Source organism: Caulobacter segnis (assembly GCF_019931575.1).
GTDB classification, from domain to species: Bacteria; Pseudomonadota; Alphaproteobacteria; order Caulobacterales; family Caulobacteraceae; genus Caulobacter; species Caulobacter segnis_C.
Genome location: NZ_CP082923.1, coordinates 4,054,583 through 4,080,375, shown reverse-complemented (window position 1 = coordinate 4,080,375; position 25,793 = coordinate 4,054,583). Strand labels below are relative to the sequence as shown.

General features: G+C 69.3%; 29 protein-coding genes. 11 read left to right on the top strand and 18 right to left on the bottom strand.

Annotated features, from left to right (window positions below; genetic code table 11):
• Window positions 1-39: 39 nt before the first annotated feature.
• From K8940_RS18870 to K8940_RS18850, 5 genes are all read right to left on the bottom strand, one after another.
• Window positions 40-546, bottom strand: a complete 507-nt coding sequence (locus K8940_RS18870) for a VOC family protein (protein ID WP_223391603.1) — start codon at window positions 544-546, stop codon at window positions 40-42.
• A 199-nt stretch (window positions 547-745) separates the two neighbouring features.
• Window positions 746-2,827: an ATP-binding protein gene (locus tag K8940_RS18865; RefSeq protein WP_223391602.1), complete on the bottom strand. Its 2,082-nt coding sequence runs from the start codon at window positions 2,825-2,827 to the stop codon at window positions 746-748.
• A 172-nt stretch (window positions 2,828-2,999) separates the two neighbouring features.
• On the bottom strand, window positions 3,000-3,419 hold the full coding sequence (locus tag K8940_RS18860) for a flagellar export protein FliJ (protein WP_223391601.1): 420 nt from the start codon (window positions 3,417-3,419) through the stop codon (window positions 3,000-3,002).
• Window positions 3,419-4,753: a flagellar protein export ATPase FliI gene (fliI, locus tag K8940_RS18855; protein ID WP_223391600.1), complete on the bottom strand. Its 1,335-nt coding sequence runs from the start codon at window positions 4,751-4,753 to the stop codon at window positions 3,419-3,421. The genes K8940_RS18860 and fliI overlap by 1 nt, the downstream gene beginning before the upstream one ends.
• A 56-nt stretch (window positions 4,754-4,809) precedes the next feature.
• Window positions 4,810-5,835 carry an alpha/beta hydrolase family protein gene (locus tag K8940_RS18850; RefSeq protein ID WP_223391599.1) on the bottom strand — a complete coding sequence of 342 codons (1,026 nt, stop codon included), beginning with the start codon at window positions 5,833-5,835 and terminating at the stop codon, window positions 4,810-4,812.
• A gap of 150 nt (window positions 5,836-5,985) precedes the next feature.
• On the opposite strand from K8940_RS18850, the gene K8940_RS18845 reads away from it, so the two are divergent.
• The 5 genes from K8940_RS18845 to K8940_RS18825 all read left to right on the top strand — a co-directional run bounded on the left by K8940_RS18845 (window position 5,986) and on the right by K8940_RS18825 (window position 11,151).
• A complete protein-coding gene (locus tag K8940_RS18845; RefSeq protein ID WP_223391598.1) occupies window positions 5,986-6,780 on the top strand; it encodes a LytTR family DNA-binding domain-containing protein in 795 nt (264 codons plus the stop codon).
• A gap of 432 nt (window positions 6,781-7,212) precedes the next feature.
• Window positions 7,213-7,908 carry a response regulator transcription factor CtrA gene (gene ctrA / locus K8940_RS18840; RefSeq protein ID WP_223391597.1) on the top strand — a complete coding sequence of 232 codons (696 nt, stop codon included), beginning with the start codon at window positions 7,213-7,215 and terminating at the stop codon, window positions 7,906-7,908.
• 259 nt (window positions 7,909-8,167) lie between these two features.
• The gene (locus K8940_RS18835; protein ID WP_223391596.1) at window positions 8,168-9,550 is read left to right on the top strand and encodes a M23 family metallopeptidase; all 1,383 of its coding nucleotides are present in this window, start codon (window positions 8,168-8,170) and stop codon (window positions 9,548-9,550) included.
• An 83-nt stretch (window positions 9,551-9,633) separates the two neighbouring features.
• Complete coding sequence (locus K8940_RS18830; RefSeq protein ID WP_223391595.1) at window positions 9,634-10,113, top strand: hypothetical protein; 480 nt, start codon at window positions 9,634-9,636, stop codon at window positions 10,111-10,113.
• Between the two features lie 72 nt (window positions 10,114-10,185).
• Window positions 10,186-11,151, top strand: a complete 966-nt coding sequence (locus K8940_RS18825; protein ID WP_411675566.1) for a DMT family transporter — start codon at window positions 10,186-10,188, stop codon at window positions 11,149-11,151.
• On the opposite strand, the gene K8940_RS18820 is transcribed toward K8940_RS18825, so the two are convergent.
• The 3 genes from K8940_RS18820 to K8940_RS18810 all read right to left on the bottom strand — a co-directional run bounded on the left by K8940_RS18820 (window position 11,148) and on the right by K8940_RS18810 (window position 15,722).
• The gene (locus K8940_RS18820; RefSeq protein ID WP_223391594.1) at window positions 11,148-12,425 is read right to left on the bottom strand and encodes a M20/M25/M40 family metallo-hydrolase; all 1,278 of its coding nucleotides are present in this window, start codon (window positions 12,423-12,425) and stop codon (window positions 11,148-11,150) included. The genes K8940_RS18825 and K8940_RS18820 overlap by 4 nt on opposite strands.
• 44 nt (window positions 12,426-12,469) lie before the next feature.
• Complete coding sequence (locus K8940_RS18815; RefSeq protein WP_223391593.1) at window positions 12,470-14,536, bottom strand: phosphocholine-specific phospholipase C; 2,067 nt, start codon at window positions 14,534-14,536, stop codon at window positions 12,470-12,472.
• 85 nt (window positions 14,537-14,621) lie between these two features.
• Window positions 14,622-15,722, bottom strand: coding sequence for a Zn-dependent alcohol dehydrogenase (locus tag K8940_RS18810; protein ID WP_223391592.1), 1,101 nt, complete (start codon window positions 15,720-15,722; stop codon window positions 14,622-14,624).
• Between the two features lie 134 nt (window positions 15,723-15,856).
• On the opposite strand from K8940_RS18810, the gene K8940_RS18805 reads away from it, so the two are divergent.
• The 3 genes from K8940_RS18805 to K8940_RS18795 all read left to right on the top strand — a co-directional run bounded on the left by K8940_RS18805 (window position 15,857) and on the right by K8940_RS18795 (window position 17,329).
• A complete protein-coding gene (locus tag K8940_RS18805) occupies window positions 15,857-16,153 on the top strand; it encodes a metalloregulator ArsR/SmtB family transcription factor (protein ID WP_223391591.1) in 297 nt (98 codons plus the stop codon).
• Window positions 16,146-16,823: an SdpI family protein gene (locus tag K8940_RS18800; protein ID WP_223391590.1), complete on the top strand. Its 678-nt coding sequence runs from the start codon at window positions 16,146-16,148 to the stop codon at window positions 16,821-16,823. The genes K8940_RS18805 and K8940_RS18800 overlap by 8 nt, the downstream gene beginning before the upstream one ends.
• 92 nt (window positions 16,824-16,915) lie before the next feature.
• A complete protein-coding gene (locus K8940_RS18795) occupies window positions 16,916-17,329 on the top strand; it encodes a GFA family protein (protein WP_223391589.1) in 414 nt (137 codons plus the stop codon).
• 22 nt (window positions 17,330-17,351) lie between these two features.
• On the opposite strand, the gene K8940_RS18790 is transcribed toward K8940_RS18795, so the two are convergent.
• Window positions 17,352-17,825 carry a chemotaxis protein CheW gene (locus tag K8940_RS18790; protein WP_223391588.1) on the bottom strand — a complete coding sequence of 158 codons (474 nt, stop codon included), beginning with the start codon at window positions 17,823-17,825 and terminating at the stop codon, window positions 17,352-17,354.
• 195 nt (window positions 17,826-18,020) lie between these two features.
• Between K8940_RS18790 and K8940_RS18785 the strand changes: the two genes are divergently transcribed.
• A complete protein-coding gene (locus K8940_RS18785) occupies window positions 18,021-18,401 on the top strand; it encodes a hypothetical protein (protein WP_223391587.1) in 381 nt (126 codons plus the stop codon).
• A gap of 209 nt (window positions 18,402-18,610) precedes the next feature.
• Complete coding sequence (locus K8940_RS18780) at window positions 18,611-18,853, top strand: hypothetical protein (RefSeq protein WP_223391586.1); 243 nt, start codon at window positions 18,611-18,613, stop codon at window positions 18,851-18,853.
• Window positions 18,854-18,915: 62 nt separating this feature from the next.
• On the opposite strand, the gene K8940_RS18775 is transcribed toward K8940_RS18780, so the two are convergent.
• From K8940_RS18775 to K8940_RS18760, 4 genes are all read right to left on the bottom strand, one after another.
• Window positions 18,916-19,221, bottom strand: a complete 306-nt coding sequence (locus tag K8940_RS18775) for a hypothetical protein (RefSeq protein ID WP_223391585.1) — start codon at window positions 19,219-19,221, stop codon at window positions 18,916-18,918.
• 169 nt (window positions 19,222-19,390) lie between these two features.
• Window positions 19,391-19,636, bottom strand: coding sequence for a DUF2188 domain-containing protein (locus K8940_RS18770; RefSeq protein ID WP_223391584.1), 246 nt, complete (start codon window positions 19,634-19,636; stop codon window positions 19,391-19,393).
• Window positions 19,637-19,724: 88 nt separating this feature from the next.
• A complete protein-coding gene (gene cobS, locus K8940_RS18765) occupies window positions 19,725-20,735 on the bottom strand; it encodes a cobaltochelatase subunit CobS (RefSeq protein WP_223391583.1) in 1,011 nt (336 codons plus the stop codon).
• Window positions 20,736-20,812: 77 nt separating this feature from the next.
• Window positions 20,813-21,187, bottom strand: coding sequence for an RcnB family protein (locus K8940_RS18760; protein ID WP_223391582.1), 375 nt, complete (start codon window positions 21,185-21,187; stop codon window positions 20,813-20,815).
• 135 nt (window positions 21,188-21,322) lie between these two features.
• Here K8940_RS18760 and K8940_RS18755 point away from each other — a divergent pair, with 135 nt between their 5' ends.
• Window positions 21,323-22,039, top strand: coding sequence for a phosphatase PAP2 family protein (locus K8940_RS18755; protein ID WP_223391581.1), 717 nt, complete (start codon window positions 21,323-21,325; stop codon window positions 22,037-22,039).
• On the opposite strand, the gene K8940_RS18750 is transcribed toward K8940_RS18755, so the two are convergent.
• The 5 genes from K8940_RS18750 to K8940_RS18730 all read right to left on the bottom strand — a co-directional run bounded on the left by K8940_RS18750 (window position 22,029) and on the right by K8940_RS18730 (window position 25,744).
• Window positions 22,029-22,481, bottom strand: a complete 453-nt coding sequence (locus tag K8940_RS18750; protein WP_223391580.1) for a hypothetical protein — start codon at window positions 22,479-22,481, stop codon at window positions 22,029-22,031. The two genes, K8940_RS18755 and K8940_RS18750, sit on opposite strands and share 11 nt — an antisense overlap.
• A gap of 92 nt (window positions 22,482-22,573) precedes the next feature.
• Window positions 22,574-23,635 (bottom strand): NAD(P)H-dependent flavin oxidoreductase, encoded by a 1,062-nt coding sequence (locus K8940_RS18745; protein WP_223391579.1) that lies wholly within the window; start codon window positions 23,633-23,635, stop codon window positions 22,574-22,576.
• A gap of 53 nt (window positions 23,636-23,688) precedes the next feature.
• On the bottom strand, window positions 23,689-23,928 hold the full coding sequence (locus K8940_RS18740) for a tautomerase family protein (protein ID WP_223391578.1): 240 nt from the start codon (window positions 23,926-23,928) through the stop codon (window positions 23,689-23,691).
• A 24-nt stretch (window positions 23,929-23,952) separates the two neighbouring features.
• Window positions 23,953-24,663 carry an SDR family NAD(P)-dependent oxidoreductase gene (locus K8940_RS18735; protein ID WP_223391577.1) on the bottom strand — a complete coding sequence of 237 codons (711 nt, stop codon included), beginning with the start codon at window positions 24,661-24,663 and terminating at the stop codon, window positions 23,953-23,955.
• A 142-nt stretch (window positions 24,664-24,805) separates the two neighbouring features.
• Window positions 24,806-25,744: a LysR family transcriptional regulator gene (locus K8940_RS18730; protein WP_223391576.1), complete on the bottom strand. Its 939-nt coding sequence runs from the start codon at window positions 25,742-25,744 to the stop codon at window positions 24,806-24,808.
• Between the last annotated feature and the right edge of the window lie 49 nt (window positions 25,745-25,793).

The following is a 25,793-nucleotide window of genomic DNA, read 5'->3' as shown; positions in this document are numbered from 1 at the left end:
CCGGGATGACACTTGTTAGCGCGGAGAGTTTAGCGCCCCTCAGGCGTGTTCCAGAGTCCGGGCCTGGGGCTGGTGAGAGTCCAGCGCCGTGTTGGGGTCGGCCAGGGCCGAGACGGCGTTGGCGAAGGTCAGGTACTCGGCGGCGAAGTCCAGCGGCAGGATCTCGACCAGCCAGGCGTTCTCGACCCACACCTCGATGACGTGGAAGTGGCCGCCGCGATCGCAGACATAGGCCTCCCAGCCCTTGTCGGCGGCCATGGCCAGCACGTCGTCGCGCGAGGTCGAGACGCTGAGGGCGAAGTGGGTGGGCGAGCGGCGGTCCTGAGCTTCCGACTGACGCGTGAAGATCGCGCCCGGATCGCCGTTCGGGACCATGACGCTGCCGGCCGGATAGATCTCGATGCCAGTGCCCATGCCGTCGGCCTTGAACACCATGTAGCTGCCGGGATTGGGCGGGAAGTCGACGACGACGCCGTCCATGACCTTGGCGAAGAACTCGGCCGCGCCTTGCGGGTCGGCGGCGCTGACGGACAGGTGGTGGATCATTTGAAGTCTTGCTTTCAGGCTTTGGGCGCGACCGGCCGCGCGGCGCGCAACAGCCGTCGCGCGCGGTCCCGGGTACGCTTTTGAAGGAGAAATACCGGCGTTACTTCGCCGAGGCCGCGCGATGTACGGGCGGACGAGGTAAGTCTCAACTTACAAGTTGGTCATAAACGACGAACGTTGTTCTTTCGTCGACCAAGCCCTACGCGTTGGCCGCGGCCGGCCGTTCGGCGGCGCCTTGCAGGGCGCGGGCGACGGCGGCGATCAGCTCCTCGCGGCGGATAGGCTTGGCGACGTGGTCGTCCATGCCGGCGGCGCGGCAGCGGGCGATCTGCTCGGGCAGGACGTCGGCGCTGAGCGCGACGATCGGGATGGCGGCGACGGGACCGGCCAGGGCGCGGATGGCGCGGGCGGCGGCCAGGCCGTCCATCCCCGGCATGTGGACGTCCATCAGCACCAGGTCGAAGTCGCCGGCCTGGACGGCCCGCAGCGCCTGGGCGCCGTCGTCGGCGGTGATCGTCTCGCAGCCGGCCAGAGTCAGCAGCGCCTTGCCCAGCTCGCGGTTCATCGGATGGTCGTCGACCAGCAGCACGCGGGCGGCGCGCTCGGTGGTGGTTTCCGGCGTCGGCGCGACGGCGGGCGGAGGGACAGCGGCGGGCTCGGCGGTCAGGGCGATCCAGAAGCGCGCGCCTTCGCCCAGCTGGCTCTCGACGCCGATGGCGCCGCCCATGCGGGTGACCAGCGCCTTGCTGATCGCCAGGCCCAGGCCCGTGCCGCCGTAGCTGCGGCTGATCGAGCTGTCGGCTTGCGAGAAGCGCTGGAACAGGCGCGCCTGCACTTCGGCGGCGATGCCGATGCCAGTGTCGGACACCTCGAACCGCAGGGCGCCCGGCTCCGGACCGGCGGTCAGCTTGACGGTGACCCCGCCCTGGGCGGTGAACTTCAGGGCGTTGGCCAGCAGGTTCATCAGCACCTGGCGCAGGCGGGTCTCGTCCAAAGCCAGCGTCCGGTCGACGTCGCCCTCGCCCTCGGCCGCGCAGACCGTGCGCAGATAGAGGCCCTTGGCGGCGGCCTCGGGGGCCAGGATGGCGACGGCGTCGCGCAGCAGGGCGGCGGGCGAGGTCGGGGTCAGGGCCAGGTCCAGGCGCCCGGCCTCGACCTTGGCGAAGTCCAGCAGGTCCCCGACGATCTCGGCCAGAGAGCGGCCGGCGCGGCTCACCAGGTCCAGGCGGCGGCGGTTCTCGGGCGACAGGTTCGGGTCGTCGGCGACCAGCGCCGCGAAGCCCAGGATGCTGTTCAGCGGGGTGCGGATCTCATGGCTGATCGTGGCCAGGAAGTCGGACTTGGCCTGGCTGGCGGCCAGGGCGCGGTTCTGGGCGGCGCGGGCGGCCGACTGGCGGCGCAGCAGCAGGGCCTGCAGGCGGGCCTGGCGGCTCAGGGCCAGGGCGGCCACGAAGCTGACCGCGTACAGCACCACGTGGAAGAGCAGGGCGTGGCGCAGCGGCGACAGGGCCACCCTGATGTCCAGGCCCGTGCGATGCAGCACGGCCGGGATGGCCACGGCGAGCGAGGTGGTGACCACAACCGCCACCGCGCGGGGACCGCCCCGGAACGCCGCCAGCAGGGCCGGGGCGAACAGCAGCACCTGCAGCGTCGCGTCGTTGACGAACACCCAGGACGAGATGGCGATCACCAGCAGCAGGGTGGCGGCGGCCTCCAGCGGCCGGACGTGGAAGCCCTCGCGGTGACGGCGGTCCATCAGGATCAGGGCGACGGGCAGGATGACGGCGACGCCCAGCACGTTGGAGGTGGTCCAGTCGCCCCAGCGTCGGAAGAAGGCGTGGCCGCCGCTGATCGCGATCAGGCCGTTGACCAGGATCGCGCCGATGGCGGTCAAGGCCGAGGCGGCGACGATGACCGTGAACAGGCTGCGCGGATCGCGCACGCGGGTCGGCACGCGCATCCCGTGCAGCAGGGCGGCGGTCCCGGCCGTCTGGAGGGTGTCCAGCACGGTGACCAGGGCCACGAACCGCGCCGAGGCGCCGATCGTCAGCTCCAGCGTCGCGTGCAGCGCGGCGGTGACCAGCATGAAGGCCACGGCTTGGCGCCGATTCAGGACCAGGAAGGCGGCGATCGCCACCGCGTTGGCGGTCCAGATCGTCGGGATGTTGTGCGTGGCGCCCGCCAGGAACAGGCTGTAGCCGAGGCCGCAGACATAGGCGCAGACCAGGGCGGCCAACCTGGCGTTGGCCCTCGTCGTCTCGGTTCGCGCGAAGCCCCACATCCCGCCGCGCCCCCTAAGTGCGGATCGCGATCGGGGACTTGGCCGGGCCGGCGTCGCGGCGGTCCATGTCCTGGAGGGTCGGTCTCATGCGGACACAATGTCGCGGGCCGCTTGAGATTTGGTGTATGCGCGCGGACCCGGGCGAGGATCGTCCGTTTTCGCGTGTCGGCGCTCAGCGCCCGCCGACGGCGGCGCGGCGGATGCTCAGCTCGTCCAGCTGCGCGGACTCGAAGGCGCCCAGCTTCTTGGCGGCCAGCACCTTGGCCTGCTCGGCCACGTGCTCGTACTTCTTGAGGTTCTCGAAGGCCTCGGAGAGGGCGTCGCGGGCGCCGACCTCTTCTTGCTGGCACTGCTCGACCTGCAGCAGCATGTCGGCCTTGCGGCGCTTGTGACCCTCGCGGTAGCCGATCATGTACCAGCCGGCGGCGGCGTCGCCCTCGGCGTTCTTGGCTTCCAGCTCGGCCTCGGCGTCCAGCATGGCGATGCGCAGTTCGGCGGCGACGCGACGCTCGGTGATCTCGGCGAGGCGTTTCTGCAGCGTCTCGACCTCGTGGTTCGAGATGCGGATCAGCGAGGCGGCCCACTTGGTCATCAGTACTCACTCGCCAGGATCTGCCCCAGATGACCGAAAGAGTCGTCCAGACTAGTTGCTTCTTCCTTATCCTGGCTGAGGAAAGCCTCGATCGCAGGATTTAGCCGGATCGCGCGGTCGACCACCGGGTCGGCCCCGGCGCGATACGCGCCGATGCGGATCAGTTCTTCCATGTTGGCGTAGGCGGCCATCACCTGGCGCGCGCCCTTGACGATGTCGCGCTCGTGCGGGTGCTGGCAGCCGGGCATGGTCCGGCTGATCGACTTCAGCACGTTGATGGCCGGGAAGCGGCCGCGCTCGGCGATGGCCCGCTCCATGACGATGTGGCCGTCCAGGATGCCGCGGGTGGCGTCGGCGATCGGCTCGTTGTGGTCGTCGCCGTCGACCAGGACGGTGAAGAGGGCGGTGATCGGGGCGGCGGTGGTGCCGTCCGGGCGGATCGGGCCGGGGCCGGCGCGTTCCAGCAGCTTGGGCAGCTCGGTGAAGACGGTGGGCGTGTAGCCCTTGGTGGTCGGCGGCTCGCCGGCGGCCAGGCCGATCTCGCGCTGGGCCATGGCGAAGCGGGTGACCGAGTCCATCAGGCACAGGACTTCCTGGTCCTGGTCGCGCATGTACTCGCTGATCGCCAGGGTCATGTAGGCGGCCTGGCGGCGGGTCAGGGCCGGCTCGTCCGAGGTGGCGACCACGACGATGGCGCGGCGCAGGCCTTCCTCGCCCAGGGTCTCTTCCACGAACTCGCGGACCTCGCGGCCTCGCTCGCCGATCAGGCCGACGACGACGGCGTCGCAGGTGGCCTCCTTGGCCAGCATGGACAGCAGCACCGACTTGCCGACGCCCGAGCCGGCGAAGATGCCCAGGCGCTGGCCCCGGCAGGTGGTGGTGAAGACGTTCATCGAGCGCACGCCCAGATCCAGGCGCTCGCCCACCCGGCCGCGGGCGTGGGCCGGCGGCGGCGAGGTCTTCAGCGGATAGGGGACCTCGCCCTGGGGCAACGGGCCCAGGCCGTCGATCGGCTCGCCGAAGGCGTTGATGATCCGGCCCAGCCAGGCCTTGGTCGGACGGACCACGGCGCCTTCGGGAACGATGCGGATCTCCGCGCCCGGGGCCACGCCCTCGACGGGGCCGAAGGGCATGAGCAGGGCGCGGGTCTCGCGAAAGCCGACGACCTCGGCCGGCAGCGGCTTCTCGCCCATGCGGCTGATCTCGACGCGCGCGCCGACCGCCAGGCGGGTCAGGCCGCCCCGGGCTTCGATCAAGAGACCGTTCACGGCGGCCACGCGGCCATAGACGGTCAGGGGATCGATACGTTCGACGGCGGCGATGAGGCTACGCAAGACAGCTCCTGAAGCACCCGCGCAGACTCGGCCATCGTGGTTAATCGGGTATGAACTCAGTGACCCGGAAGCGACTTCACCGGTGCGACCAATTGGTCGGTGAAGAACTGGGTCACGGCGGCGTTGAACGTCCGGTGAAACGCCCGCCGGTCAAAGCCCGGCGCGCTGGCGCACAGGGCCTGGGCCCCGCCCGGCGGCGCGGTGTCGCAAGGGGTGAGGAAGTCGAAGTGCCGCGCGCCCGGGACGACGCGATAATCGTGGGGGCGGGAGAGGTTCCGGTGCACCGCCTCGGCGTAGTCGTCGCCGGGCAGGATCTCGTCGTCGGCGGCCTTCCACAGCTGCACGGGCGCGGTGATCCCCGAGAGGCCGTCGGCGCCGAACGTGAAGCCCAGGGCCGGCGCGGCCGAGACCACGGCCTTGATGCGCGGGTCGTGGATCCAACGGGCCGTCAGGCCGTCGGCGGGGATCGGGATGCGAGCGGTCAGCTGGCAGTCGTAATTGGCCGGATGGGCCTGGCAGTGGGCGAGCACCTTGGAAAGGTCCGGCTCGCCGCCGGCCGCCGCCAGCACCGTGAAGCCGCCCGACGAGAACCCAAAGGCGCCGACGCGGGCGGGGTCCAACTTCGCCTTCAGCGGCGAGCTTTCCAGCATCCAGCCGATCAGGGCCGAGAGGGCGGCGGGACGGTCGCTCATGGCGCTGGCGCGGCTCTGGTCCTTGTAGTTGTCGCCGGGGTGGGTGAGGGCGGCGACCACGAACCCGGCTTCCGCGAGGGCCTGGGCGGTGTCGGCATGGCCGCCGAAGAACCCGCCGTTGCCGTGCGACATGACGATCAACGGCAGGTGTTCGCCGGCGACCGGCGCGCCGGCCGCCACCGTGTGGCCCCAGCTGCCCAGCGCCATGAAGGTGGGCTTGGCGTCGGTGGGGTACCAGATACCGACCTCGACCGGCGCCTGACCATCGGCGCGGGGCTCCCGCAGCACCATGAAGCCGGCGTTGGCGGCGAGGGCCTGGGAGGGAAGGAGGGCGGGGGATGAAACGACAGCCGCCAGCAGGGCGGCGGCGAGGGCGTGGCGGAGCGACATGACGGTCCTTCAGCGAGTGACGATGGCCCCCGCTTTGAGGGCGGAAACGCCGTCCGGCCAGCGTTCCTGCGCGAATGGGCGAATGGGTTCGCGAAGCGGCGAACGGGCGGAGACTGGCGACTCCGCGTAACGGCGATCTATACGAGGGGCATGACCACCCGCGTCTCCGACCCGCCGCTGCTGGGGACCGCCCGTGAATGGGCGGTCGACCTTGGCGTGGCCGTGGGCGTCGGGGTGCTGCTGGGGCTGATGGGGCCGTTCGGCAGCTTCTTCAACGGCGGGCCAGCGCTGCGGATCGCCTACTGGGCCGGCAGCCTCACCTGCGGGATGCTGCTGTTCGGCGGCCTGGCGCGACTGGCCGGCGTGGGCGCGCGGCGGCTGGGCTGGCCGGACTGGACGATGATCCCGCCGGTCATCCTGGTCGGCAGCGTCCTGCAGGGCGCGCCGCTGCGCGTTGTCGCCATCGCCCTGTGGCCGGGGATCGCCCGGGCCGTGTCGCCGCTGGAATGGTACGGCCAGTGCGTGGCGATCGCGACGACCCTGGTGCTGGCCTACTACTTCATCCGCGTGCGCCCCTACCCGTACCCGCGCTCGCATGCGCCCGCGCGCGAGGGGCTAGTCCCCGTCGAGACCGCCGCGCCGGCGCTGGACCCCGGCGCCGTCCTCTATCTGAGGATGGAGGACCACTATGTCCGGATCCGCACCGAGCATGGTTCGCGCCTGGAGATGGGGCCGCTGGCGCGGGTGACGGCGGGGTTGACGGGCGTCGAGGGGCTGCAGGTCCACCGCTCGTGGTGGGTGGCGCGGCGGGCGATCGCCGGCGTCGAGCGCGACGGCCGCAACCTGCGCCTGAGGCTGGTGGACGGCGAAACGGCCCCCGTCAGCCGCGCCTCGGTGGCCAGGCTGCGGGCCGCCGGCTGGCTGGCGGCGGAAAAGCCGGCCTGAAGCCCTGCGGCGGGGCGTCGCGGCCCCTTGAAACGGCTCAGCTTCGGTCGTCAGGAGAGCACCCGGAAAGCGCGAGCATGGCGATCAAATTCCCGCGACGGAACGCCGCAATCTTGCCTCAGGTGCGAATGGCGTCGACCCGCGCCTTAACGGAGTAACGGCGTTCGGACCGCTTTCAGGGCACGGATCCTGGCGATTTCCGGCGGTCGCTCGGGCGTCCCAACAGGCCCCCTGCGACGCGTGCGACCAATGTGACCAAGGGGTCGAGACCCGCTTGCACCCGATTCGCAAATCAGATTAACCATTCGACCGACGGAAACATTCACCATTAACCAGTCTTAAATTAACTCTCCGGCAAAGTGGTCGAAGAGTTTGACCGGCGGCTCTCCGCCTAAGACGTTCGAATACGCCAGATTTGGCGTGGAGGGGCTCATGCGCGTACTGTTGATCGAGGATGACAGCGCGACGGCGCAGACCATCGAACTGATGCTGAAGTCTGAGGGCTTCAACGTCTATACGACGGATCTTGGTGAGGAAGGCGTCGATCTGGGCAAGATCTACGACTACGATCTCATCCTGCTCGACCTCAATCTGCCTGACATGAGCGGCATCGATGTTCTGCGCACCCTGCGGGTCGCGAAGATCAACACCCCGATCATGATCCTGTCGGGCACGGCCGAGATCGATACGAAGGTGAAGACCTTCGCCGGCGGCGCCGACGACTACATGACTAAGCCCTTCCACAAGGACGAGATGATCGCCCGCATCCACGCGGTGGTCCGTCGTTCGAAGGGGCACGCCCAATCGGTTATCAAGACCGGCGACATCATCGTCAACCTCGACGCCAAGACCGTCGAAGTGAACGGCAACCGCGTGCATCTGACCGGCAAGGAATATCAGATGCTTGAGCTGCTCTCCCTGCGTAAGGGCACGACCCTGACCAAGGAAATGTTCCTGAACCACCTGTACGGCGGCATGGACGAGCCCGAGCTGAAGATCATCGACGTCTTCATCTGCAAGCTGCGCAAGAAGCTGGCCGCTTCGGCGCATGGCAAGCACCACATCGAGACGGTCTGGGGCCGCGGCTACGTGCTGCGCGACCCGAACGAACAGGTCAACGCGGCCTGATCTCGGACGAATTCAGTAAGCGTAAATGTGAAGCGTACACAAGACGCCCACCGGAGACGGTGGGCGTTTTCTTATTTGGATCATATGGTTACGTTTCGGCTGTTAACCGATGTTAACCATGCCGTGACAAATCGGCCGAAGCGCCGAATAGTCCTTGCCGCCGCGAGCATGTCTGAGCATGGTCCGGTCCGACGACCGCTAGGGGGGCATCCTAGCCGTGTCATCTTGACTTGCGCGGCATCGCACCGACGGGGGCACGATGCAGGAATTTGATCCGCGACGCAGCGCGACGCGCTGGGCGCCGAGGATTTTCATCGCCGTCGCCGGCCTGGCGGCGCTGGGCCTGGGCTGGAAGCTGACCGCCGACGACGCCAAGACTCCGGGAACGGAGAAGGCGGCGTTGGATCCCGCCGCCCTGGTCGCCCTGCAACACGTGGCCTTCGCCAGCGCCGAGGCCCAGCCCGGCTTCGAGCGTCCCGAGAACGTCGCGGTCAAGGTTCGCCCCGGCGAGACCCTGCAAGGCGCCGTGCAGCGCGCGGGCGTCGCTCCCGAGGAGGCCCAGGCCGTCGTCTCGGTCCTGCAAGGCGCCATCGACACCGTCAACATCAAGGCCGGCATGGCCTTCGAGGCCGCCATCGCCCAGCGTCGGGGCCAGCGCGGCCCGGCCCGTCTGGTCGGCCTGTCGATGCGGGCCAGCCCATCCTCGACCCTGACCGTCTCGCGCACCTTCGACGGCGCCCTGCGCCTGCGCGAGCTGGAGGAAAAGGTCCGCGACGAGCAGAAGGTCGCCTGCGGCGAGATGAACGGCTCGTTCTATGAGAGCGTGGCCAATGTCGGCGGCACGCCGGCGATCATCAGCCAGGCGGCCAAGCTGTTCTCGCACAAGATCGACTTCTCGCGCGACATCAAGGAAGGCGACCGTTTCTGCCTGGTGTTCGACCGCAAGGTCACCGAGAGCGGCCGCACCATCGAGGCTGGCGACCTGGAATACGCCGAGGTCAAGGGCCAGAAATTCTACGCCTTCGACCGCAAGGGCGACGCCGAGGGCAAGACACAGTTCTTCGACGCGCTGGGCAAGAACATCAAGGGCTTCCTGCTGCGCACGCCGGTGGACGGCGCGCGGATCACCTCGACCTTCGGCCAGCGCAAGCACCCGGTGCTGGGCTACACCCGCGCCCACAAGGGCGTCGACTTCGGGGCCGGGACGGGCACGCCGATCCTGGCCGCCGGCGACGGCGTGGTGCTGGAGGCCCGCCGCTGGGCCGGCTATGGCAACTGGCTGCGCATCCGCCATTCGGGCCAGTGGGACACCGGCTACGGCCACATCTCGCGCTACGCGTCCGGCATCCGTCCGGGCGTCCATGTCCGCCAGGGCCAGGTGGTGGCCTATGTCGGCTCGACCGGCCTGGCGACCGGCCCGCACCTGCACTACGAGGTCTGGCTGAAGGGCGAGCGGATCAATCCGGTCGGGGCCAAGGTCCCGCAGGGCACCATCCTGGCCGGTTCGGAACTGGCCTCGTTCAAGTCGCAGAAGGCCCGCATCGACCGCATGCTGGCCGATGGTGGCGCGACCGTCGTCGGCGACGACACGCCCAAGCTGGCGGCGGCGGACCTGGACAGGGTCAAGAGCAGCCTGCGCTGACCTGAGCCATATCAAGGGCGCGGCGCGGCCGAGCCGCTAAGGTCAAGCTCCCGGCCGGCCAGCGGCCGCATCAGGAGCCCGTCGTGACCAAGCCCCCGCGCGCCAACCCGGCCCTCAGGCTGGCCTTCATCCGCCGCATCCACACCTGGCTGGGGGTCTTCATCGCGCCCAGCGTCATCTTCTTCGCGCTGACCGGCGCGCTCCAGCTGTACGGCCTCCACGAGTCGCACGGCGGCGCCTACCAGCCGGCGCCGGTGATCGAGAAGCTGGGCATGCTGCACAAGGACCAGGTCTTCCAGCTGAAGCCCAAGCGCGCGCCGCCGGCCGCCGCGCCGACCGCGCCCGGGGCCGCCAAGGCGGCCACGCCGGAGAAACGCGAGGAAGGCCCCCAGGTCGGCACGGTGCTGCTGAAGGCCATCTTCCTGGTCGTGGCCCTGGCGCTCACGGCGGCCACCGTCCTGGGCGTCTGGATGGCGGTGAACTACGGGCGTGACCGCAAGGTCGCCTGGGGCCTGCTGATCGCCGGGACGGTGCTGCCCGTCCTGCTCACCGTATTCGCCTAGGGCGGTTGAACCGCCGGATCGGCCTGCCTAGAAGGACCGTCGAGTCGCCGCTCCGCCTGTCGTGGAGCGGCGATGTCTTTTTCAGGTTCCGCCTTGTCCCCCTCCCAGACCCTTCACCCAGCCAATCTCTATCAGGACCGCCGCTTCGTCGTCGGCATGGCGGTGTTGTGCTGCCTGCTGTGGGGCAGCGCGTTTCCGGCGGTGAAGGCGGGCTACGCCCTGCTGCACGTGGCCAAGACCGATACGGCCTCGCAGATGCTGTTCGCCGGCTGGCGGTTCCTGGCGGCCGGGCTGATCCTGCTGGTGCTGGCCGTCCTGAACCGCAAGCCGCTGGCCGTGCCGAAAGACCAGGTCGCGCGGGTGGTCGGCCTGGGCGTCTTCCAGACCACGCTGCAGTACGTGTTCTTCTATGTCGGCTTGGCGCACGCCACCGGCGTGAAGTCGTCGATCATGAACGCCACCGGCGCGTTCTTCGGCGTGATCCTGGCCCACTTCCTGTTCCCCGATGATCGCCTGACGCCGCGCAAGGTCGCCGGCTGCCTGCTGGGCTTCGCGGGCGTGCTGGCCGTGAACCTTGGGGGAAAGGGGCTGGATTTCGAGTTCAGCCTGCTGGGCGAGGGCTTCGTGGTCGCCGCCGCCTTCGTGCTGGCCGCCGCCTCGATCTGGGGCAAGTCGATCTCGCAGAAGGTCGACCCCATGGTGATGACCGGCTGGCAGCTGTCGATCGGCGGCGCGGGCCTCCTGGCCATCGGCTTCGCCGGCGGCGGGGCGCTCACGGGCTTCGACGCGCGCTCCCTGGCCCTGCTGGCCTATATGGCCGGGCTGTCGGCGGCCGCCTTCGCCCTGTGGAGCCTGCTGATCAAGCACAACCCGGTCGGCCTGCTGGCGGTGTTCAACTTCCTGATCCCGGTGTTCGGGGTGCTGCTGTCGGCGCTGTTCCTGCACGAGCCGGTGCTGGCCTGGAAGAACGCCGCGGCGCTGGCCCTGGTGTGCGGCGGGATCTGGCTGGTGACGCGGAAGGCGCCGGCGAAGCCTTAGTCCACCCCCGCCACGGCCAGCAGGGCGGCCAGGCCGACCTGCATGCCCTTCAGGCTCTCGGCCTTCTCGACGTCGATCCACTCGTCCAGGGCATGGGCGCGGCCGGCCTTGCCGCCGGCGCCGATGGTGACGGCGGGAATCCCTAAGCTCATCGGCACGTTGGAGTCGGTCGAGCTGTCCTCGTGCTGGGGTGTGAAGCCCAGGGCCGTGGCCGCCGCCGCCGTCAGCACCACGATGTCCGCCGTTTGCGGCGTGTTCCCCGCCGGCCGCTCGCCGATGACCTTGGCCTCGTAGCTGATCTTGCCGTCCTTGGTGGAGCGCGCGGCATTCTCGCCCGCCACCGCCTTGTCGAGGATGCCGACCAGGGTCTGGTCCAGCCTGGCCAGCTCGGCCGCGCTCTCCGAGCGCATGTCGAACTCCATGAAGACGCTGCCCGGGATCGAGTTCACCGAGGTGCCGCCGCCGGTGACGCTGGCCGAATAGGTGGTCTTCGGTTCTTTCGGCGTCTCGACCGCGTAGAGGTCGGTCACCGCCTTGGCCATGGCCGCCATCGGGTTGACGATGCCGAACGCGCCGTAGCTGTGGCCGCCCGGACCCTTGAAGGTCACGCGATAGCGCTTGGAGCCGACGCCCTTGTCGACGATCCGCGACGGGTCCGAACCGTCCATCGAGAAGAAGGCGCTGATCCGGCCCTTGTACGCACCCTTGTTGAAGAGGTGGCGGATGCCGCGCAGGTCGCCGGGCCCCTCCTCGCCGACATTGCCGACGAACAGGATGTCGCTCTTGGTCTTGATCCCGGCCGCGTCGAGGGCGCGCAAATAGGCCAGCAGGGTGGCCAGGGCGCGGGTGTCGTCGCCGATGCCGGGGGCCATCAGCCGCGTGCCCTCGCGCTTGACCTTCACGTCGGTGCCTTCGGGGAAAACGGTGTCGAGGTGGGCGGCGATGACCACGAACGGGCCCTTGCCCTGGGTCGCCGCGCCCGGACGGACGCCCATGACGTTGCCCTCGGCGTCCATCTCGACATGGGTCAGGCCGTGGGCCTTCAGCATCTCGAGATAGGCCTTGGCGCGGGCCTCCTCCTTGAACGGCGGGGCCGGGATCTCGGTCAGGGTGACGATGTCGGCGACCGTGCGGTCGTAGTCCGCATCCAGCTTGGCCACGGCCTTCTTGAACGCTGGCGAGGCGACCAGCTTGGCGGGATCGGTCGCGGCGGAGGCGGGGAGGACGACCAGGGCCGTGGCGAGGGCGAGAGCGGACAGGGAGGGACGGAGCATGCGGCGAATCCTCGAACTTCGCGCACACTCTAGCCTGCCGCCGATCAGAGCGTCAGCAGCGCCGCCCCGCCCATCAGCGGATCGCTGATCGAGTCCTTTCCCGTCTCGACCCGGCCGGCCAGGCGGCGCAGCCAGGTCTCCTCGCCGTTCAGGCGGGCGGTCAGGTCGTACCAGCCCTGGCGGGTGGGGACGGCGCGGGCGTGGGTCTCGTAGGGCGCCAGGGTGACCTGCCAGGGCGCGGCGTCCAGGCCCTCGGGGCTGGTCAGCGAGACCTTGCGAGGCGTCTTGCCGATATTGCTCAGGGTGACCAGCAGCATCGCCCCCTTGGCGCGGGTGGCGATCTCGACGCCGGCGTCCTCGCCCGTGAAGCGCCGGTGAAAGCCGTTCGGGCCCAGCACCCACAGGTCATAGGCCCCGGTCGGCCAGGCGTCTTCCAGGCGCTTGCCCGGCCCCACGGTGTAGCGGCGCGGGACGGCGTCCAGCCGCAGGCGGTCATAGACCTGCAGCACGGTCGTCGCCGCGCCAGTATTGGCCAGGCTGAGGGTCATGGCCCCGTCGCGGAAGCGTCCGTCGACCGCCGGGGCGTAGGGCAGGGCGCGCGAGGGGCGGGCTCCCGTGTCCTGGACCGGGGCGACGATCGTGGTCGGGGTCGGCGGCTTGATCTCGGGCAGCTTGGCGGCGCGGGCGGCCGTCTCGGCGGTCGGGGGCAGGGGTGCGAACGGCTTGTCGTTCGGCGTCTTGAAGTCGAAGCAGCTGGTCAGGTCGCCGCACACCGCCCGCCGCCAGGGCGCGATGTTCGGCTCCATGACCCCGAAGCGCTTCTCCAGGAACTGGATCACCGAGGTGTGGTCGAAGACCTGGCTGTCGACGAAGCCGCCCCGGCTCCACGGCGAGATGGCGTAGAGGGGCACGCGCGGGCCCAGGCCGTAGGGACGGCCCATCAGGTCGTCGCGCTCGGCCTTGGCCTCGGTGGGGTTGCGCACCTGATGATGCATGCCGGCGACGTCGACGGTGGATCCGCCGATCGGCTTGCCGGCGGCGTCGCGCGAGGGCGGGGCCGGCGGCGGCATGTGGTCGAAGAAGCCGTCGTTCTCGTCGAACATCACCAGGAACACCGTCCGCGCCCAGACCTTGGGATCGGCGGTCAGGGCGTCGATGACCCGGGCGGTGTAGTCCGCGCCCTGGGCCGGGCTGGACGGGGCCGGATGCTCGCTGTCGGCGGCCGGGGCGATGATCCACGACACCTGAGGCAGGCGACCCGCCACCACGTCCTCGCGCAGCTTGTCCAGATGCCAGGTGGTCAGCGCCAGGTCCTTCAGGCGTTTGTCCGAGCCCGGAAGATCCTTGTGGGCGTCGCGATAGGCCTTGAAGCCGGCCAGCGGGTTGTCGGTGAAGTTGTCGGCCATGTCCTGATAGATCCGCCAGGAGACGCCGGCCTTCAGCAGCCGCTCGGGATAGGTGGTCCAGGTGTAGGATTCGGCCGCGCCGCCCTGTTCGGCGAAGTTGTCGTGCGAGTTCGAGATCGACGGGCCGCCGTGGGTTCCGGCCGGGTCGTTGGTCCCGGTCCACAGGAACAGGCGGTTGGTGTTGGTCCCGGTCTGGGTCGAGCAGTGATAGGCGTCGCAGACGGTGAAGGTCTCGGCCAGGGCGAACTGGAACGGGATGTCCGCCCGCTCGAAATAGCCCATCGACCAGGGCTCCTTGGAGTCGGGCCAGCGGTCCATGCGCCCCTGGTCCCAGGCGTCCTGGGCGTTGGTCCAGCTGTGCGGCGTGCTCTCGACCCGCATGTGGGCGAAGGTCTTGGTGGTCTCCAGCGGGAACGGGGCCAGCAGCCGGTCGCCATGCGCCTGGACGAACACCGAGCCGTCCTGGCGCGAGCCCTTGTCGCGCACGGGGATCGGAAAGCGGTCGCCGAAGCCGCGCACGCCTTTCAGCGTCCCGAAATAGTGGTCGAAGCCGCGGTTCTCCTGCATCAGGATCACCACGTGCTCGACGTCCTTGATCGTGCCCGTGCGGATGTCGGCGTCGATCGCGGCGGCGCGGGCCAGGGCCGGCGGCAGGGCCATGGCGCCGATGGCGGCCAGCAGGCCGCGGCGGTCGATCTGGGACATGGGGACACTCCGATAAGCTGGGCCGGAGTTACACGCAGGGTTCGTCAGTGGTGTGACAACTGGACTAGACCAGCCGCTCGCGTGATCAATCGAAGACGATCACCGACCGCGCCAGTTCCCCGCGCTTCAGCTCGTCGAACGCGCTGTTGACGTCCTCCAGCTTGATCCGGCGCGAGATCAGCTCGTCCAGCTTCAGTTTGCCGTTCATGTAGAAGTCGACCAGCCGCGGCATGTCGACCGGGAAGCGGTTGGAGCCCATGTAGCTGCCCTGGATACGGCGCTCGCCCAGGAAGTCGACGCCGTGCAGCTCGATCTTGGTGCCGACCGGGATCATGCCGATGACATTGGCCGTGCCGCCCCGACGCAGCATCTTGAACGAGGCCTCGGCGGTGGCCTTCAGGCCGATGGCCTCGAAGCTGTGGTGGACGCCGCCGCCCGTCAGCTCCAGCACCGCCTTGGCCACGTCGTCGACCGCCGAGGCGTCGACCACGTCCGTGGCCCCGAACGTCTTGGCCAGCGCAAGCTTGGAGGGCATGCGGTCGATGGCGATGATCCGGCCGGCCCCGGCGATCGCCGCGCCGTTGATCGTGGCCAGGCCCACGCCGCCGCAGCCGATCACCGCCACGGTCTCGCCCGGCCGGACGTTGGAGGTGTGCATCACCGAGCCCACGCCGGTCATCACCGAGCAGCCGATCAGGGCGGCGCGGTCGAACGGCATGTCCTTGCGGATCGCCACGCAGGCGTGCTCGTGCACCAGCATCATCTCGGCGAAGGACGACAGGTTCAGGAACTGGGCCATGGGCCCGGTCCCGCCGTTCAGGTCCTCCTTGAACAGCCGGGGCTCGGCGCCCTTCGGACGCTTGGTCTCCGGGCTGATGCACAGGTTCATGTGGCCGGTCAGGCAGACCTCGCAGTGGCCGCAATAGGGGTTGAGGCAGGTGATGACATGGTCGCCGACCTTGACCGTCCGCACCTCGTCGCCGACCGCCTCGACGATCCCGGCGCTCTCGTGGCCCAGCACGGCGGGCAGGGGGTGGGTGTAGGAGCCTTCGACGAAGTGCAGGTCCGAATGGCAGACGCCGGCGGCCTTGGTGCGGATCAGCACCTCGCGCGGGCCGGGCTTGCCGATGGCCACGGTCTCGATCTCGAGGGGCTTGCCCACCTCGCGCAGAACAGCGGCCTTCATCCCGTCTCTCCCTTGTTTGGCTGGGAGACTAGCGTTCCGGTCGGGGCCAGAGGAAGGGGGAATTCGAACAAATGTTTGGAGTTTGGCGATGCTGCCTCTTGATATTAGGAAAACTCCTAATTAGCTTCTTGCCTATGAGTGGCGTCTTCAAAGCGCTGGGCCATCCGGCCCGCCGGCAGATCATCGCGATGCTGCGCGACCGTCCGATGCTGTCGGGCGAGATCGCCGCCGCGTTCGAGATGAGCTGGCCGACGATCACCGGCCACCTGACCGCCCTGAAGGACGCGGGCCTGGTCGAGGCCGAGCGCGACGGGACCGCCATCCGCTACCGCCTGTGCATCTCGGCGATCGAGGAGGCGGTGGCGGTGCTGCTGGAGCTTATGGACTCGGTCCCGAAGGCCGAGCCGACGGGGAAACTCAACCATGACTGATCGAACGCGCGGGGCCGACGCGGCGTCGTGGATCCTGACCGTGGGCCAGTTTGGCCTGGCGGGGACCATCGCCCTGTTCGGGCCGACCCATCCGCTGCCTATGCACTTCAACGCCGAGGGGCAGGTCGACCGCTGGGGCGGCCGGGGCGAGATGGCCCTGTTCGTGCTGGTGCTGGCCGTGATCTCGGCGGTGATCACCGTCTCTGGCTGGATCGGGGCGCGCAGGGCTCCGGCGGGCCTGGGCGGGACCAGCGCGCGGCGAGGTCAGGCGGCGGCGCGGTTCGTCGTCCTGCTGGTCCTGGCCCTGATCGCCCTGCTGGACGCCTGCCTGACCTGGGGCTGGGGCGACAAGCCCGGACCCCGGTTCGGCATGGCGATGGTCAGCGCCATCCTGGGCTTCGTCGGCGCCGTGCTGGGCAAGACCAGTCCCAACGCCCTGATCGGGGTGCGCACGCCCTGGACGTTCCAGAGCCGTCTGGCCTGGGACAAGGCCAACCGGCTGGCCGGGCGGCTGTTCTTCTGGGGCGGCCTGGCGGGCATGCTGGCCGCGCCGTTCGCGCCCCAGCCGGAGGGCTTCCAGGCGGTGACTTTCTGCGTGTTGGCGATCGCGGTGATCGTGGTGTTCGAAAGCTGGCGGGTCTGGCTCATCGACCCGGACCGCACGCGCTGAGGCGCTTGCGGTCGAGCGGGAGCGTGTAATTCTGGGCCGCCGGGTCGGGCGGCGCCCTTCGCCGGCTTTCGTCACGTCGAAAGGACCGGATCATGCCCAAGAAGTATACGGCCCAGTGCGCCTGCGGCGCCGTGAAGTTCGCGTTCGACACCGACCCGTCATTCGTCGCCAACTGCCACTGCAACGACTGCAAGCGCGCGTCGGGCGGCGAGATGGCCACCTTCTTCGCCGTGCCGGCCGATGATTTTGAGCTGTTGAGCGGCGCGCCCAAGGCGTTCCACTACATCGCCAATTCCGGCGCGGGGCTGGACCGCAACTTCTGTCCGGAGTGCGGCTCGCGGATCTTCACCAGCAATCTGGACAGCTTCCCCGGCACGGTGTTCGTGCAACTGGGCAGCCTGGACCAGCCCGACCTGATCGAGCCCAAGTTGGAGATGTTCGATCGTCGTCGACTTCACTGGGCCAGGCCGCTGGACCTGCCCCAGTTCGACGGGATGCCGAGCTAGGCGGCCTTAGGCCGCCCCCAAATTAGGCGGCCAGGGCTTCCTGGCGTTCCGGCAGGATGCGGCTGACGGCCAGCAGGACCGTCATGTCGCCTTCGCCGGCGGTGATCACGGCCGAGACCAGCGGCGAGTCCTCGCCGTCGCCCAGGGCGGGGGGCGGATTGATCTGCTCGGCCTCGACGGTGAAGCTGTCGCAGACGGCGTCGACCAGCAGGCCGGCGACGTCGGTCTGGTTCTCGACCACGATGATCACCTGGCGCGGGCCGTCCTGCGCCGCGCCCTTGCCGAGGCGCCACGACAGATCGATGACCGGCATGACCTGGCCGCGCAGGTTGATGACGCCGCGCACGAAGGGCGGCGCGTCGGGCAGCGGGGTGGGCGGCGTGACACCGCGGATTTCCCGGACGGCGCTGACGGGGACGCAATAGGTTTGGGCACCGACCTCGAACGACAGGACCTGCAAGGCCTGGCCTTGGGCGTACGACACGGTATTGGACATGGCGGTCTCCGTAGGCGCGAAGGCCGCGTCGGGGCCCTCGGTTCGATCACCCTGACGCGAAAAGGTGAACAAACCGGTTCTGTATTCCGTTGAATGACTCGTTCAGGCACCGTTCAGGCGCGCCGTCCGATTGTCCTCCGTGACGCTTGAGACGACGCGAAGGGCGCCGGGAAGCGAAGACCCACGGAGGCTTTCATGGCCAACAAGATGATGAGCACGATCGGTCGGGTCGCCGCCGGTGTCGCCGCCCTGTCGCTGGTGACCGCCACCGCCGCTTCGGCCGATCCGCGCTATTACCGCCACCATCGGGACCGCGGCGGTGACGTCGCCACGGCCGCCATCGCGGCCGGAATCGTTGGCCTGGCTGTCGGCGCGGCGATCTCGGACGGCAACCGCAACGACCGCTATGACGATCGCTACTACGGCCGCCGCTACGCCCCGCCGCCGCCCCCGCCGCGTTACGGCTATGGCTACGGCTACGCCCCGCGCCCCTACTACGACGACCGCGAGTGCTGGACGACCCGCGACTACGACCGTTGGAACGGCGTCTATCGCGAGCGGACCGTCTGCCGCTGACATCCTGAAATTTGGTCGCCGTTGTGAGCCGGCGACCAAATGTCGCGTCGTCCGCCCCGGCGATGCTTCGAGCCCCGAGGTCCCCCCCGACCTCGGGGTTTTTCGTGCCTGCCAGACTCCGCGCCGGAACCGAGCCCGAAACGGGGACGCAAGCCTCTTGCGCGAAGAGAACAAAAGGGGAACATTACCGACGACCGTAGGAGGCCGTCATGTCGCTCGCCGCTCGCTATTCCGTCTGTCAGAATCCGTTCGGCCAGGACTCGTTGGGTTCCGGGCTGGCCATGCCCGACGACCGCCTGGACATCGCCGAGGCGGTGCTGGCCGGCGCCTGGCGCACCCTGCGCGCGGCGGGGTTCGGCGAGGCCGAGGTCCAGTCCCTGTTCGACCAGATCGCCGAGCGGCCCGAGGACTTGGCCCGCCGGCTGCGCAAGATGGCCAACGCCGGCGGCTGAGGAATTTTTTGAAAGACCCGGATCCGCTCATTCCGCCAAGACGGGAATGAGCGGCCTGGGCGTCAGTGCGAGCGTTCCAGCAGGGCGCGCAGAATCTCGGCGCGCTGAGCCGTGTCGACCGAGATGCGGCCCGCCAGGTCGCGGACGCCGGCCGGATAGGCCTCGCCGCCGTCGGCGATGCTCCTGGCCTGATCGGCCAGCTTGCGAAGGTCGCGGTCCAGACGCTCGATCTCCTCGCGGGCCAGCAGACGGGCTTCGTTCTGCAGGCGTTTCACGCGCTGAGCGGTGGTCTCGGGGCCGCGCCCCAGGTCATAGACTTCCGCCACGCTCGAGACGGGCGGCACGATCTTCAACGGCTTGCCGGCCATGGATTGGGGCTCCTCGATAAGGGCCGGTCCGCGCCGGCCCACACCGTATCAAAGCCTGGCTTTGGGCCCGCGTTCCCCGTTTTTCCCGGAAAGCTGTGCAACGTGGCCGCCGGGCCACATCGCACCCTCGGGCGCCGAAAAAGGCGTCAGAAAACGGGGAGGATGGCGGCTATTTGGCGTCGCGGACGTGGGTGGTCGGACGGTCGTCGCCGTCGGCCACTTCGCCGTGCCAGACGGCGTTCTTGTCCTCGTAGGTGATGCCGACATCGTCGCCCGGCACGGTCTGCTCGCCGGCCGCGCGCTTGGCGGCCGCCAGGGCCGCGTCGTGGCTGGCGAAGGTCTCGGAGAACGTGTCGCCCACCTTGTAGGCCCAGCCGCCGTCGTGCTCGACGATGGTGTAGGTGATGTCGGTCATGGGGGAGGCTCCGAAAAGTGTCGCAGGTCAACGGACCGCCAGTAGAGGCGGTTCCGATGACGCTGTCTTGTCGGAAATGCTTCGGGCCTTAGGCCACCTTCACCCGCGCCGCGCTTTCCGGCAGGTCCGTCCCGAACGCGCGCTGGAAGAACTCGGCCACCGTGGGGCGCTCAAGTTCGTCGCACTTGTTCAGGAAGGTCAGGCGGAAGGCCAGGGCGACGTCGTGATCGAAGATCTCGGCGTTCTGGGCCCAGGTGATCACGGTGCGCGGGCTCATGACGGTCGAGATGTCGCCGTTCATGAAGGCGTTGCGGGTCATGTCGGCGACGCGGACCATGGCGGCCAGGGTGCGCTTGCCCTCGGCCGTGTCGTACGACGGGTTCTTGGCCAGCACGATGGCGGCTTCGACGTCGTGCTCCAGGTAGTTCAGCGTCGTGACGATCGACCAGCGGTCCATCTGACCCTGATTGATCTGCTGGGTGCCGTGATAGAGGCCGGTGGTGTCGCCCAGACCGATGGTGTTGGTCGTCGAGAACAGCCGGAAATACGGATTGGCGCGGATGACGCGGTTCTGGTCCAGCAGGGTCAGCTTGCCGCCGGCTTCCAGCACCCGCTGGATCACGAACATCACGTCCGGGCGGCCGGCGTCGTATTCGTCGAACACCAGGGCGATCGGCCGCTGCAGCGCCCAGGGCAGGATGCCTTCACGGAACTCGGTGACTTGCTTGCCGTCCTTCAGGACGATGGCGTCCTTGCCGACGAGGTCGATGCGGCTGACGTGGCTGTCCAGGTTCACCCGGACCAGCGGCCAGTTCAGGCGGGCGGCGATCTGCTCGATGTGGGTCGACTTGCCGGTGCCGTGGTAGCCCTGGACCATCACGCGGCGATCCTTGGCGAAGCCGGCGCAGATGGCCTTGGTCGTCTGGGGATCGAACTTGTAGGCCGTGTCGATTTCCGGGACGTGGGCATCGCGGTGCGAGAAGGCCTGGACCTTCATGTCGCTGTCCACGCCGAAGGCGTCGCGGAGGGTCACCCACTTGTCGGGGACCAGGGTGATCAGCGGATCGGCGGCGGAGCTGGTTTCGGCGAACTCGGGCATGTCCACCGGATTAGCGCCTTCCCGTAGGGGGAGGGAAGAGGGCGCCGCGCTGCAGCGCCCCCTCTAGGCCTGTTTTTTTAGTGGTTGGCGATGATCACCGAGGCGATCAGGCCGGTGGCGACGGCCGTCAGCAGGTATTGGTTGTCGACCTTCTGCCAGCGATAGCCGCGCGGAGGCTGGCGCAGGCCGTAGCGGCGATAGTCGCTGACATAGTAGCGGTTGTCGCGATAGCGCTGCTCCAGACGCTGGCCCTTGGCCCAGCGGCGATATTCGCGACGGTCATGGCGATCCTCGGCGCGCGCCTGGTCGCGGCGGCCTTGCTCGTAGGCGCGGTCGCGGCTGTCATAGCGGCCATTGTTATTGTGGTCCTTGCGCCAGTCCTGGGCCGAGGCGGCGCCCGCGCCGCCGGCCAGCATCAGGACGGCGAGAGAGGCGGTGATAAAGCGTTTCATGACAGGTCTCCTTGAACAGATGTCGAACCTACGATTTTCGACATGGTCGGAACCTGAACGGCCTTGATCAGCTTAAGTTCATGTTTCAAAAGGGAAATATTGTAACTTGAAGATTGCCGGGAAGGTCTTATCCGCTTGATCCGCATCGACTTTCGCCGACTTGTGAGCGCCGCCCGCGGTGAGTTGGGCGCGACCCTCGCCCTGCTGGTCGTGGCGGTGGGCGGCTGGGGCTTCCTGTCGATCGCCGACGAGGTGGCCGAGGGCGAGACGCGGGCCCTGGACCTTTCGATCCTGCGGGCCCTGCGCGTCGACGGCCTGCCGCACGACCTGGTCGGGCCCAAGTGGCTGCACATCGCCGCGACCGACGTCACGGCCCTGGGGTCGGTGACGGTGCTGGGCCTGCTGATCCTGCTGGCCTTCGCCCTGCTGGCGTCCCTGCGGCGCTGGGCCGAGGGCCTGCTGCTGGTCGCGGGCGCCGGCGGCGGCCTGATCATCAGCCAGACCCTGAAGCGGGTGTTCGAGCGCGAGCGGCCGGATCTGGCCTATCGGGCGGTGGAGGCGGTCAACGCCAGCTTTCCGTCCGGCCACGCCATGCTGTCGGCCGTGGTGTTCCTGACCCTGGGCGTCCTGGCCGCGCGCTTCGCCGACAAGCGGCGGGTCAAGGCGCTGGCCATCGGGGCGGCGGTGCTGGTGAGCCTGCTGGTGGGGGCCAGCCGCGTCTATCTGGGCGTCCACTGGGCCAGCGACGTGCTGGCCGGCTGGTGCGTCGGCGCGGCCTGGGCCATGGCCTGCTGGCTGGCGGCCTTCTTCGTGCAGAGAGGACTCAAGCGGCCTCCGGCCCTCAAGTCCTAGGCTTTGGCCGCCACCTGAGCTCCAGTGTCGTCCACACCGCCCCGGCGAAGTCGACCAGGCCCACGGCCAACCAGGCCTTGGGCAGCCAGTCCAGCAGTACGAAGGCGCCGATCACCACCAGCGAGAACACCCGCAGCACCACCGAGGCCCGCATATAGGTGCGCTGCCCGGTCCAGCCGGCGACGTGATAGCCCATGGCGTAGGCCAGCAGGACAAGGCCCGCGAACCGCACCCAGGGCAGGGACGTGGCGTCGACATGGGCGTCCAGCAGATGCAGCACCGGGCGCGGCGCCACGGCCAGGGCCAGGCCCGCCGTCGACAGCACCCCGCCCCAGAACCAGATGCTCCACGGCTTGCCGAACGGGACGGGCGTCACCGGCGTCGGCGGCTCGCTGGGCGCGCGCCACGCGGGATCAGGACTGGCCGGCTGGCTGTCGGTCATCGAAAAGGTCGTCCCTCACCTGGCGGCGGTGAAGCATGGCTCAGGCGAGGGGCGCTTCGCAAGGTAAAGGCGGAGAAGACCTTGGAAGCGGTTCACGCCACGCCGGCCAGGCTCCGGGTCAGCTCGGCGGACGACATCGGGCGCGCCAGGCGAAAGGCCTGGCCGGCCCACAGCGGGCTGAAGTCGCCGCGCCCCGCCGCCTCGGCCGCCTTGCGCAGCGGGGCGATCGCGCCGCCGGCGGTCGGGAAGGCCGGTGGCAGGTCGGACAGCGGCCCCAACTCGGCCATCAGGCGGTTGACGATCCCGCGCGCCGGACGGCCGGTGAACAGGTTGGTGACCGCCGTGGCCTCCTCGGCCGAGGCCAGGGCCTGGCGATAGACGGCGCTGACGCTGGCCTCGGGCGTCAGCAGGTAGGCGGTGCCGACCTGGACGGCCTCCGCGCCCAGGGCGAAGGCGGCCAGGACGCCGCGTCGGTCGGCGATCCCGCCCGCGGCGATCACCGGGACCGAGACGGAGTCGGCGATCCGGGGGACCAGCGACAAGGTCCCGACCTGGGTGCTCATGTCGCCAACCAAGGAATTAGGCGTCAGGAAGTTGCCGCGATGGCCGCCGGCCTCGACGCCCATGGCGATGACCGCGTCAACGCCGCGCGCCTCCAGCCACAGGGCCTCGGCCACGGTGGTCGCCGAGGACAGCACCTTGGCCCCGGTCCGCTTGACCCGGTCGACCAGCTCCGGGGCGGGCAGGCCGAAATGGAAGCTGACCACCTCGGGCCGCAGGTCCTCGACCACGCTGGCGAAGGCCGCGTTGAACGGCGCGCGGCCGCCAGCCGCCAGCGGCGCGTCGGGATCCAGCCCGGCCTCGACATAGTAGGGGGCCAGGGCCCGGCGCCAGGCGGCCTGGCGGGCCGTGTCCTCGGGAGGGTTTTCGTGGCTGAAGAAATTGACGTTGATCGGTTTGGACGTGCCGTTGCGCACCGTCTCCAGCGCCGCGCGCAGCTCGGCTTCGGAATAGAGCGCGCTGGGCAGCGAGCCCAGGCCGCCGGCGTTGCTGACCGCGACGGCCATCTGGGGCGTCGTGGCGCCGGCCATGGGGGCCTGGATGATCGGCAGCTCGACGCCGAGCAGGTCCAGCAGGCGGTTGGAAGCGGCCATGTCCGGCCTCCTTTTCAAGGTGGGGGCCGCCGCGAGGGACGGCCCGGGAAACCTCATGACTTTCCGCCGGCGGCGAGCCGCTTGCGGTATTCGAGCGCGGGCAGGCCGCCCCAGCCCCAGTTTTCCAACTCGACCTCCTGGATGACCACGAAGGTCGAGTCCAGCGGCTTGCCCAGGACGTCCAGCAGGAGCTGGCTGACGCCGGCGATCAGCCGGGCCTTCTCGTCGGCGGTGACGGCGTCGCGGTCCGGCGCGGAGCCTTCGCGGGTGACCTGGATATTGACCATCGGCATGGCGGTTCTCCTCTCGGCCCTAGCCTAGTGACCGGCGCTCTGGCCGCCGTCGACGTGCAGGATCTCGCCCGTCACGAAGCCGGCGCCTTCCAGATAGAGCACGGCGTCGACAACATCGCGGATCTCGCCCAGGCGGTTCACCGGGTGCAGGCCGGCCAGGAAGGCGTGGGTCTCGGGGGCGTGCATCGGGGTGCGGATCACGCCCGGCGAGACGGCGTTCACCCGCACGCCCTTGTCGGCCAGCTCGATGGCCAGCGACTTGGTCGCCGAATTGATCCCGCCCTTGGTCAGGCTGGCCAGCATCGAGGGGACGTCGGCGACGGCGTGGTCGGTCAGGCTGGTGGTGATGCTGACGATATGGCCCGAGCCCTGCTTCAGCATCTGCGTGGCGGCGCGCTGGGTGATGTGGAAGAAGCCGGCCAGGTTGGTCGAGACCTTGGCCGCGAAATCGTCGGTCGTGTAGGTCGTGAACGGCTTGGCCAGGAAGATCCCGGCGTTGTTGACCAGGGTGTCGACGCGGCCGAAGCGGGCCAAGGCCTCGGCGACGATGCGGTCGGCGGTGGCCGGGTCGCCGATGTCGCCGGCGACGGCCAGGATGTCGGGGTCGGTCCCCTGCTGGATGGAGCGGGACGTGGCGACCACGCGGTAGTTCCGGTCCCGATACGCCTTGACCAGTTCCGCGCCGATGCCCTGCGACGCGCCGGTGATGATGGCGACCTTCTGTGCGTTGCTCATGACTTGCCTCGATGACGTTCCCGGCCCGGTGATCGCGGCCGGAGGTCCTTGCTGGACCGATGAGCGTCAATGTCGGTTCATCCACGAAGCAACTGAATGGCCGCCTTGCGGCGGTTACTCTTCCGCAAGGCGAGAGAATGTTTCAGTCGACCGCCAGGGCCTCGGCGTCCGCCGACAGGCCCGCGAAGGCCGCCTTCAGCCGGGGCGTGGCGAAGTCGAGGAAGGCCCGCACCTTCGGGGTCGAGGTCCGGCCCTGGGGGGTGATCAGGTGGACGGGCAGGGGCGGCGGCTCGGCGTCGCGCAGCACGATCCGCAGGGAGCCGTCCAGGACGCGGGGCGCGACGTGATAGGTGTAGAGCCGCGTCACCCCCACGCCGGCGACCGCCGAGGCCAGGGCCGCGCGCACGCTGTTGACCACCAGGCGCGGCTTGAAGCGCACCGACCGGGCGATCGCTTCGCCGGGACCGGGCGGAAAGACCCAGGTGTCGTGGCCGAAATGGGTGGTGGTGACGATCTGGTGCTTGGCCAGGTCGGCGGGCTCGGCGATGCGCGGATGGGTCTCCAGATAGCGGGGCGAGGCGGCCACGACCCGCCGCACGTCGCCGCCAATCCGCGTCGCGATCAACGCGGAGTCCGGCAGGTGGCCGACCCTCAGGGCGACGTCGACGCCTTCCTCGACCAGGTTCACGGGGCGGTCCAGCAGCAGCAGGTTCACCGAGACGGCGGGGAAGGCCTCCAGATAGGCGTCGATGACCGGCCGCAGGATGTCCTCGCCGCTGATCGGCGGGGCCGAGAGGGTCAGGGTCCCGCGCGGGGCCGAGCGTTCGCCCATGGCGGCGAGGTCGGCCTCCTCCAGGTCGGTCAGGATGCGGCGGCAGGCCGGGGCGTAGCGCTCACCCGCCTCGCTGAGCCGCAGGGTGCGGGTCGTGCGATGCAGCAGCTCGACCCCGACATGGCCTTCCAGGAAGGCGATCGCCCGGCTGACGGCGGCCGGCGAGCGGTTCAGCCGTCGTCCCGCGCCCGCCAGGCTGCCCTCGTCCAGCGCGGCGACGAACACGCGCATCGCTTCGATACGATCCATCCCGGTCTTCCGTGTTCCGCAAGAGTGGAGACTAGGCGGGGATCATATC

Coding starts and splice junctions, on each gene's coding strand:
- K8940_RS18870 (WP_223391603.1), bottom strand. CDS start 546: ATGATCCACCACCTGTCCGTCAGCGCCGCCGACCCGCAAGGCGCGGCC.
- K8940_RS18865 (WP_223391602.1), bottom strand. CDS start 2,827: ATGTGGGGCTTCGCGCGAACCGAGACGACGAGGGCCAACGCCAGGTTG.
- K8940_RS18860 (WP_223391601.1), bottom strand. CDS start 3,419: ATGACCAAGTGGGCCGCCTCGCTGATCCGCATCTCGAACCACGAGGTC.
- K8940_RS18850 (WP_223391599.1), bottom strand. CDS start 5,835: ATGTCGCTCCGCCACGCCCTCGCCGCCGCCCTGCTGGCGGCTGTCGTT.
- K8940_RS18845 (WP_223391598.1), top strand. CDS start 5,986: ATGACCACCCGCGTCTCCGACCCGCCGCTGCTGGGGACCGCCCGTGAA.
- ctrA (WP_223391597.1), top strand. CDS start 7,213: ATGCGCGTACTGTTGATCGAGGATGACAGCGCGACGGCGCAGACCATC.
- K8940_RS18835 (WP_223391596.1), top strand. CDS start 8,168: ATGCAGGAATTTGATCCGCGACGCAGCGCGACGCGCTGGGCGCCGAGG.
- K8940_RS18825 (WP_411675566.1), top strand. CDS start 10,186: ATGTCTTTTTCAGGTTCCGCCTTGTCCCCCTCCCAGACCCTTCACCCA.
- K8940_RS18820 (WP_223391594.1), bottom strand. CDS start 12,425: ATGCTCCGTCCCTCCCTGTCCGCTCTCGCCCTCGCCACGGCCCTGGTC.
- K8940_RS18815 (WP_223391593.1), bottom strand. CDS start 14,536: ATGTCCCAGATCGACCGCCGCGGCCTGCTGGCCGCCATCGGCGCCATG.
- K8940_RS18810 (WP_223391592.1), bottom strand. CDS start 15,722: ATGAAGGCCGCTGTTCTGCGCGAGGTGGGCAAGCCCCTCGAGATCGAG.
- K8940_RS18805 (WP_223391591.1), top strand. CDS start 15,857: ATGAGTGGCGTCTTCAAAGCGCTGGGCCATCCGGCCCGCCGGCAGATC.
- K8940_RS18800 (WP_223391590.1), top strand. CDS start 16,146: ATGACTGATCGAACGCGCGGGGCCGACGCGGCGTCGTGGATCCTGACC.
- K8940_RS18795 (WP_223391589.1), top strand. CDS start 16,916: ATGCCCAAGAAGTATACGGCCCAGTGCGCCTGCGGCGCCGTGAAGTTC.
- K8940_RS18790 (WP_223391588.1), bottom strand. CDS start 17,825: ATGTCCAATACCGTGTCGTACGCCCAAGGCCAGGCCTTGCAGGTCCTG.
- K8940_RS18785 (WP_223391587.1), top strand. CDS start 18,021: ATGGCCAACAAGATGATGAGCACGATCGGTCGGGTCGCCGCCGGTGTC.
- K8940_RS18780 (WP_223391586.1), top strand. CDS start 18,611: ATGTCGCTCGCCGCTCGCTATTCCGTCTGTCAGAATCCGTTCGGCCAG.
- K8940_RS18775 (WP_223391585.1), bottom strand. CDS start 19,221: ATGGCCGGCAAGCCGTTGAAGATCGTGCCGCCCGTCTCGAGCGTGGCG.
- K8940_RS18770 (WP_223391584.1), bottom strand. CDS start 19,636: ATGACCGACATCACCTACACCATCGTCGAGCACGACGGCGGCTGGGCC.
- cobS (WP_223391583.1), bottom strand. CDS start 20,735: ATGCCCGAGTTCGCCGAAACCAGCTCCGCCGCCGATCCGCTGATCACC.
- K8940_RS18760 (WP_223391582.1), bottom strand. CDS start 21,187: ATGAAACGCTTTATCACCGCCTCTCTCGCCGTCCTGATGCTGGCCGGC.
- K8940_RS18750 (WP_223391580.1), bottom strand. CDS start 22,481: ATGACCGACAGCCAGCCGGCCAGTCCTGATCCCGCGTGGCGCGCGCCC.
- K8940_RS18745 (WP_223391579.1), bottom strand. CDS start 23,635: ATGGCCGCTTCCAACCGCCTGCTGGACCTGCTCGGCGTCGAGCTGCCG.
- K8940_RS18740 (WP_223391578.1), bottom strand. CDS start 23,928: ATGCCGATGGTCAATATCCAGGTCACCCGCGAAGGCTCCGCGCCGGAC.
- K8940_RS18735 (WP_223391577.1), bottom strand. CDS start 24,663: ATGAGCAACGCACAGAAGGTCGCCATCATCACCGGCGCGTCGCAGGGC.
- K8940_RS18730 (WP_223391576.1), bottom strand. CDS start 25,744: ATGGATCGTATCGAAGCGATGCGCGTGTTCGTCGCCGCGCTGGACGAG.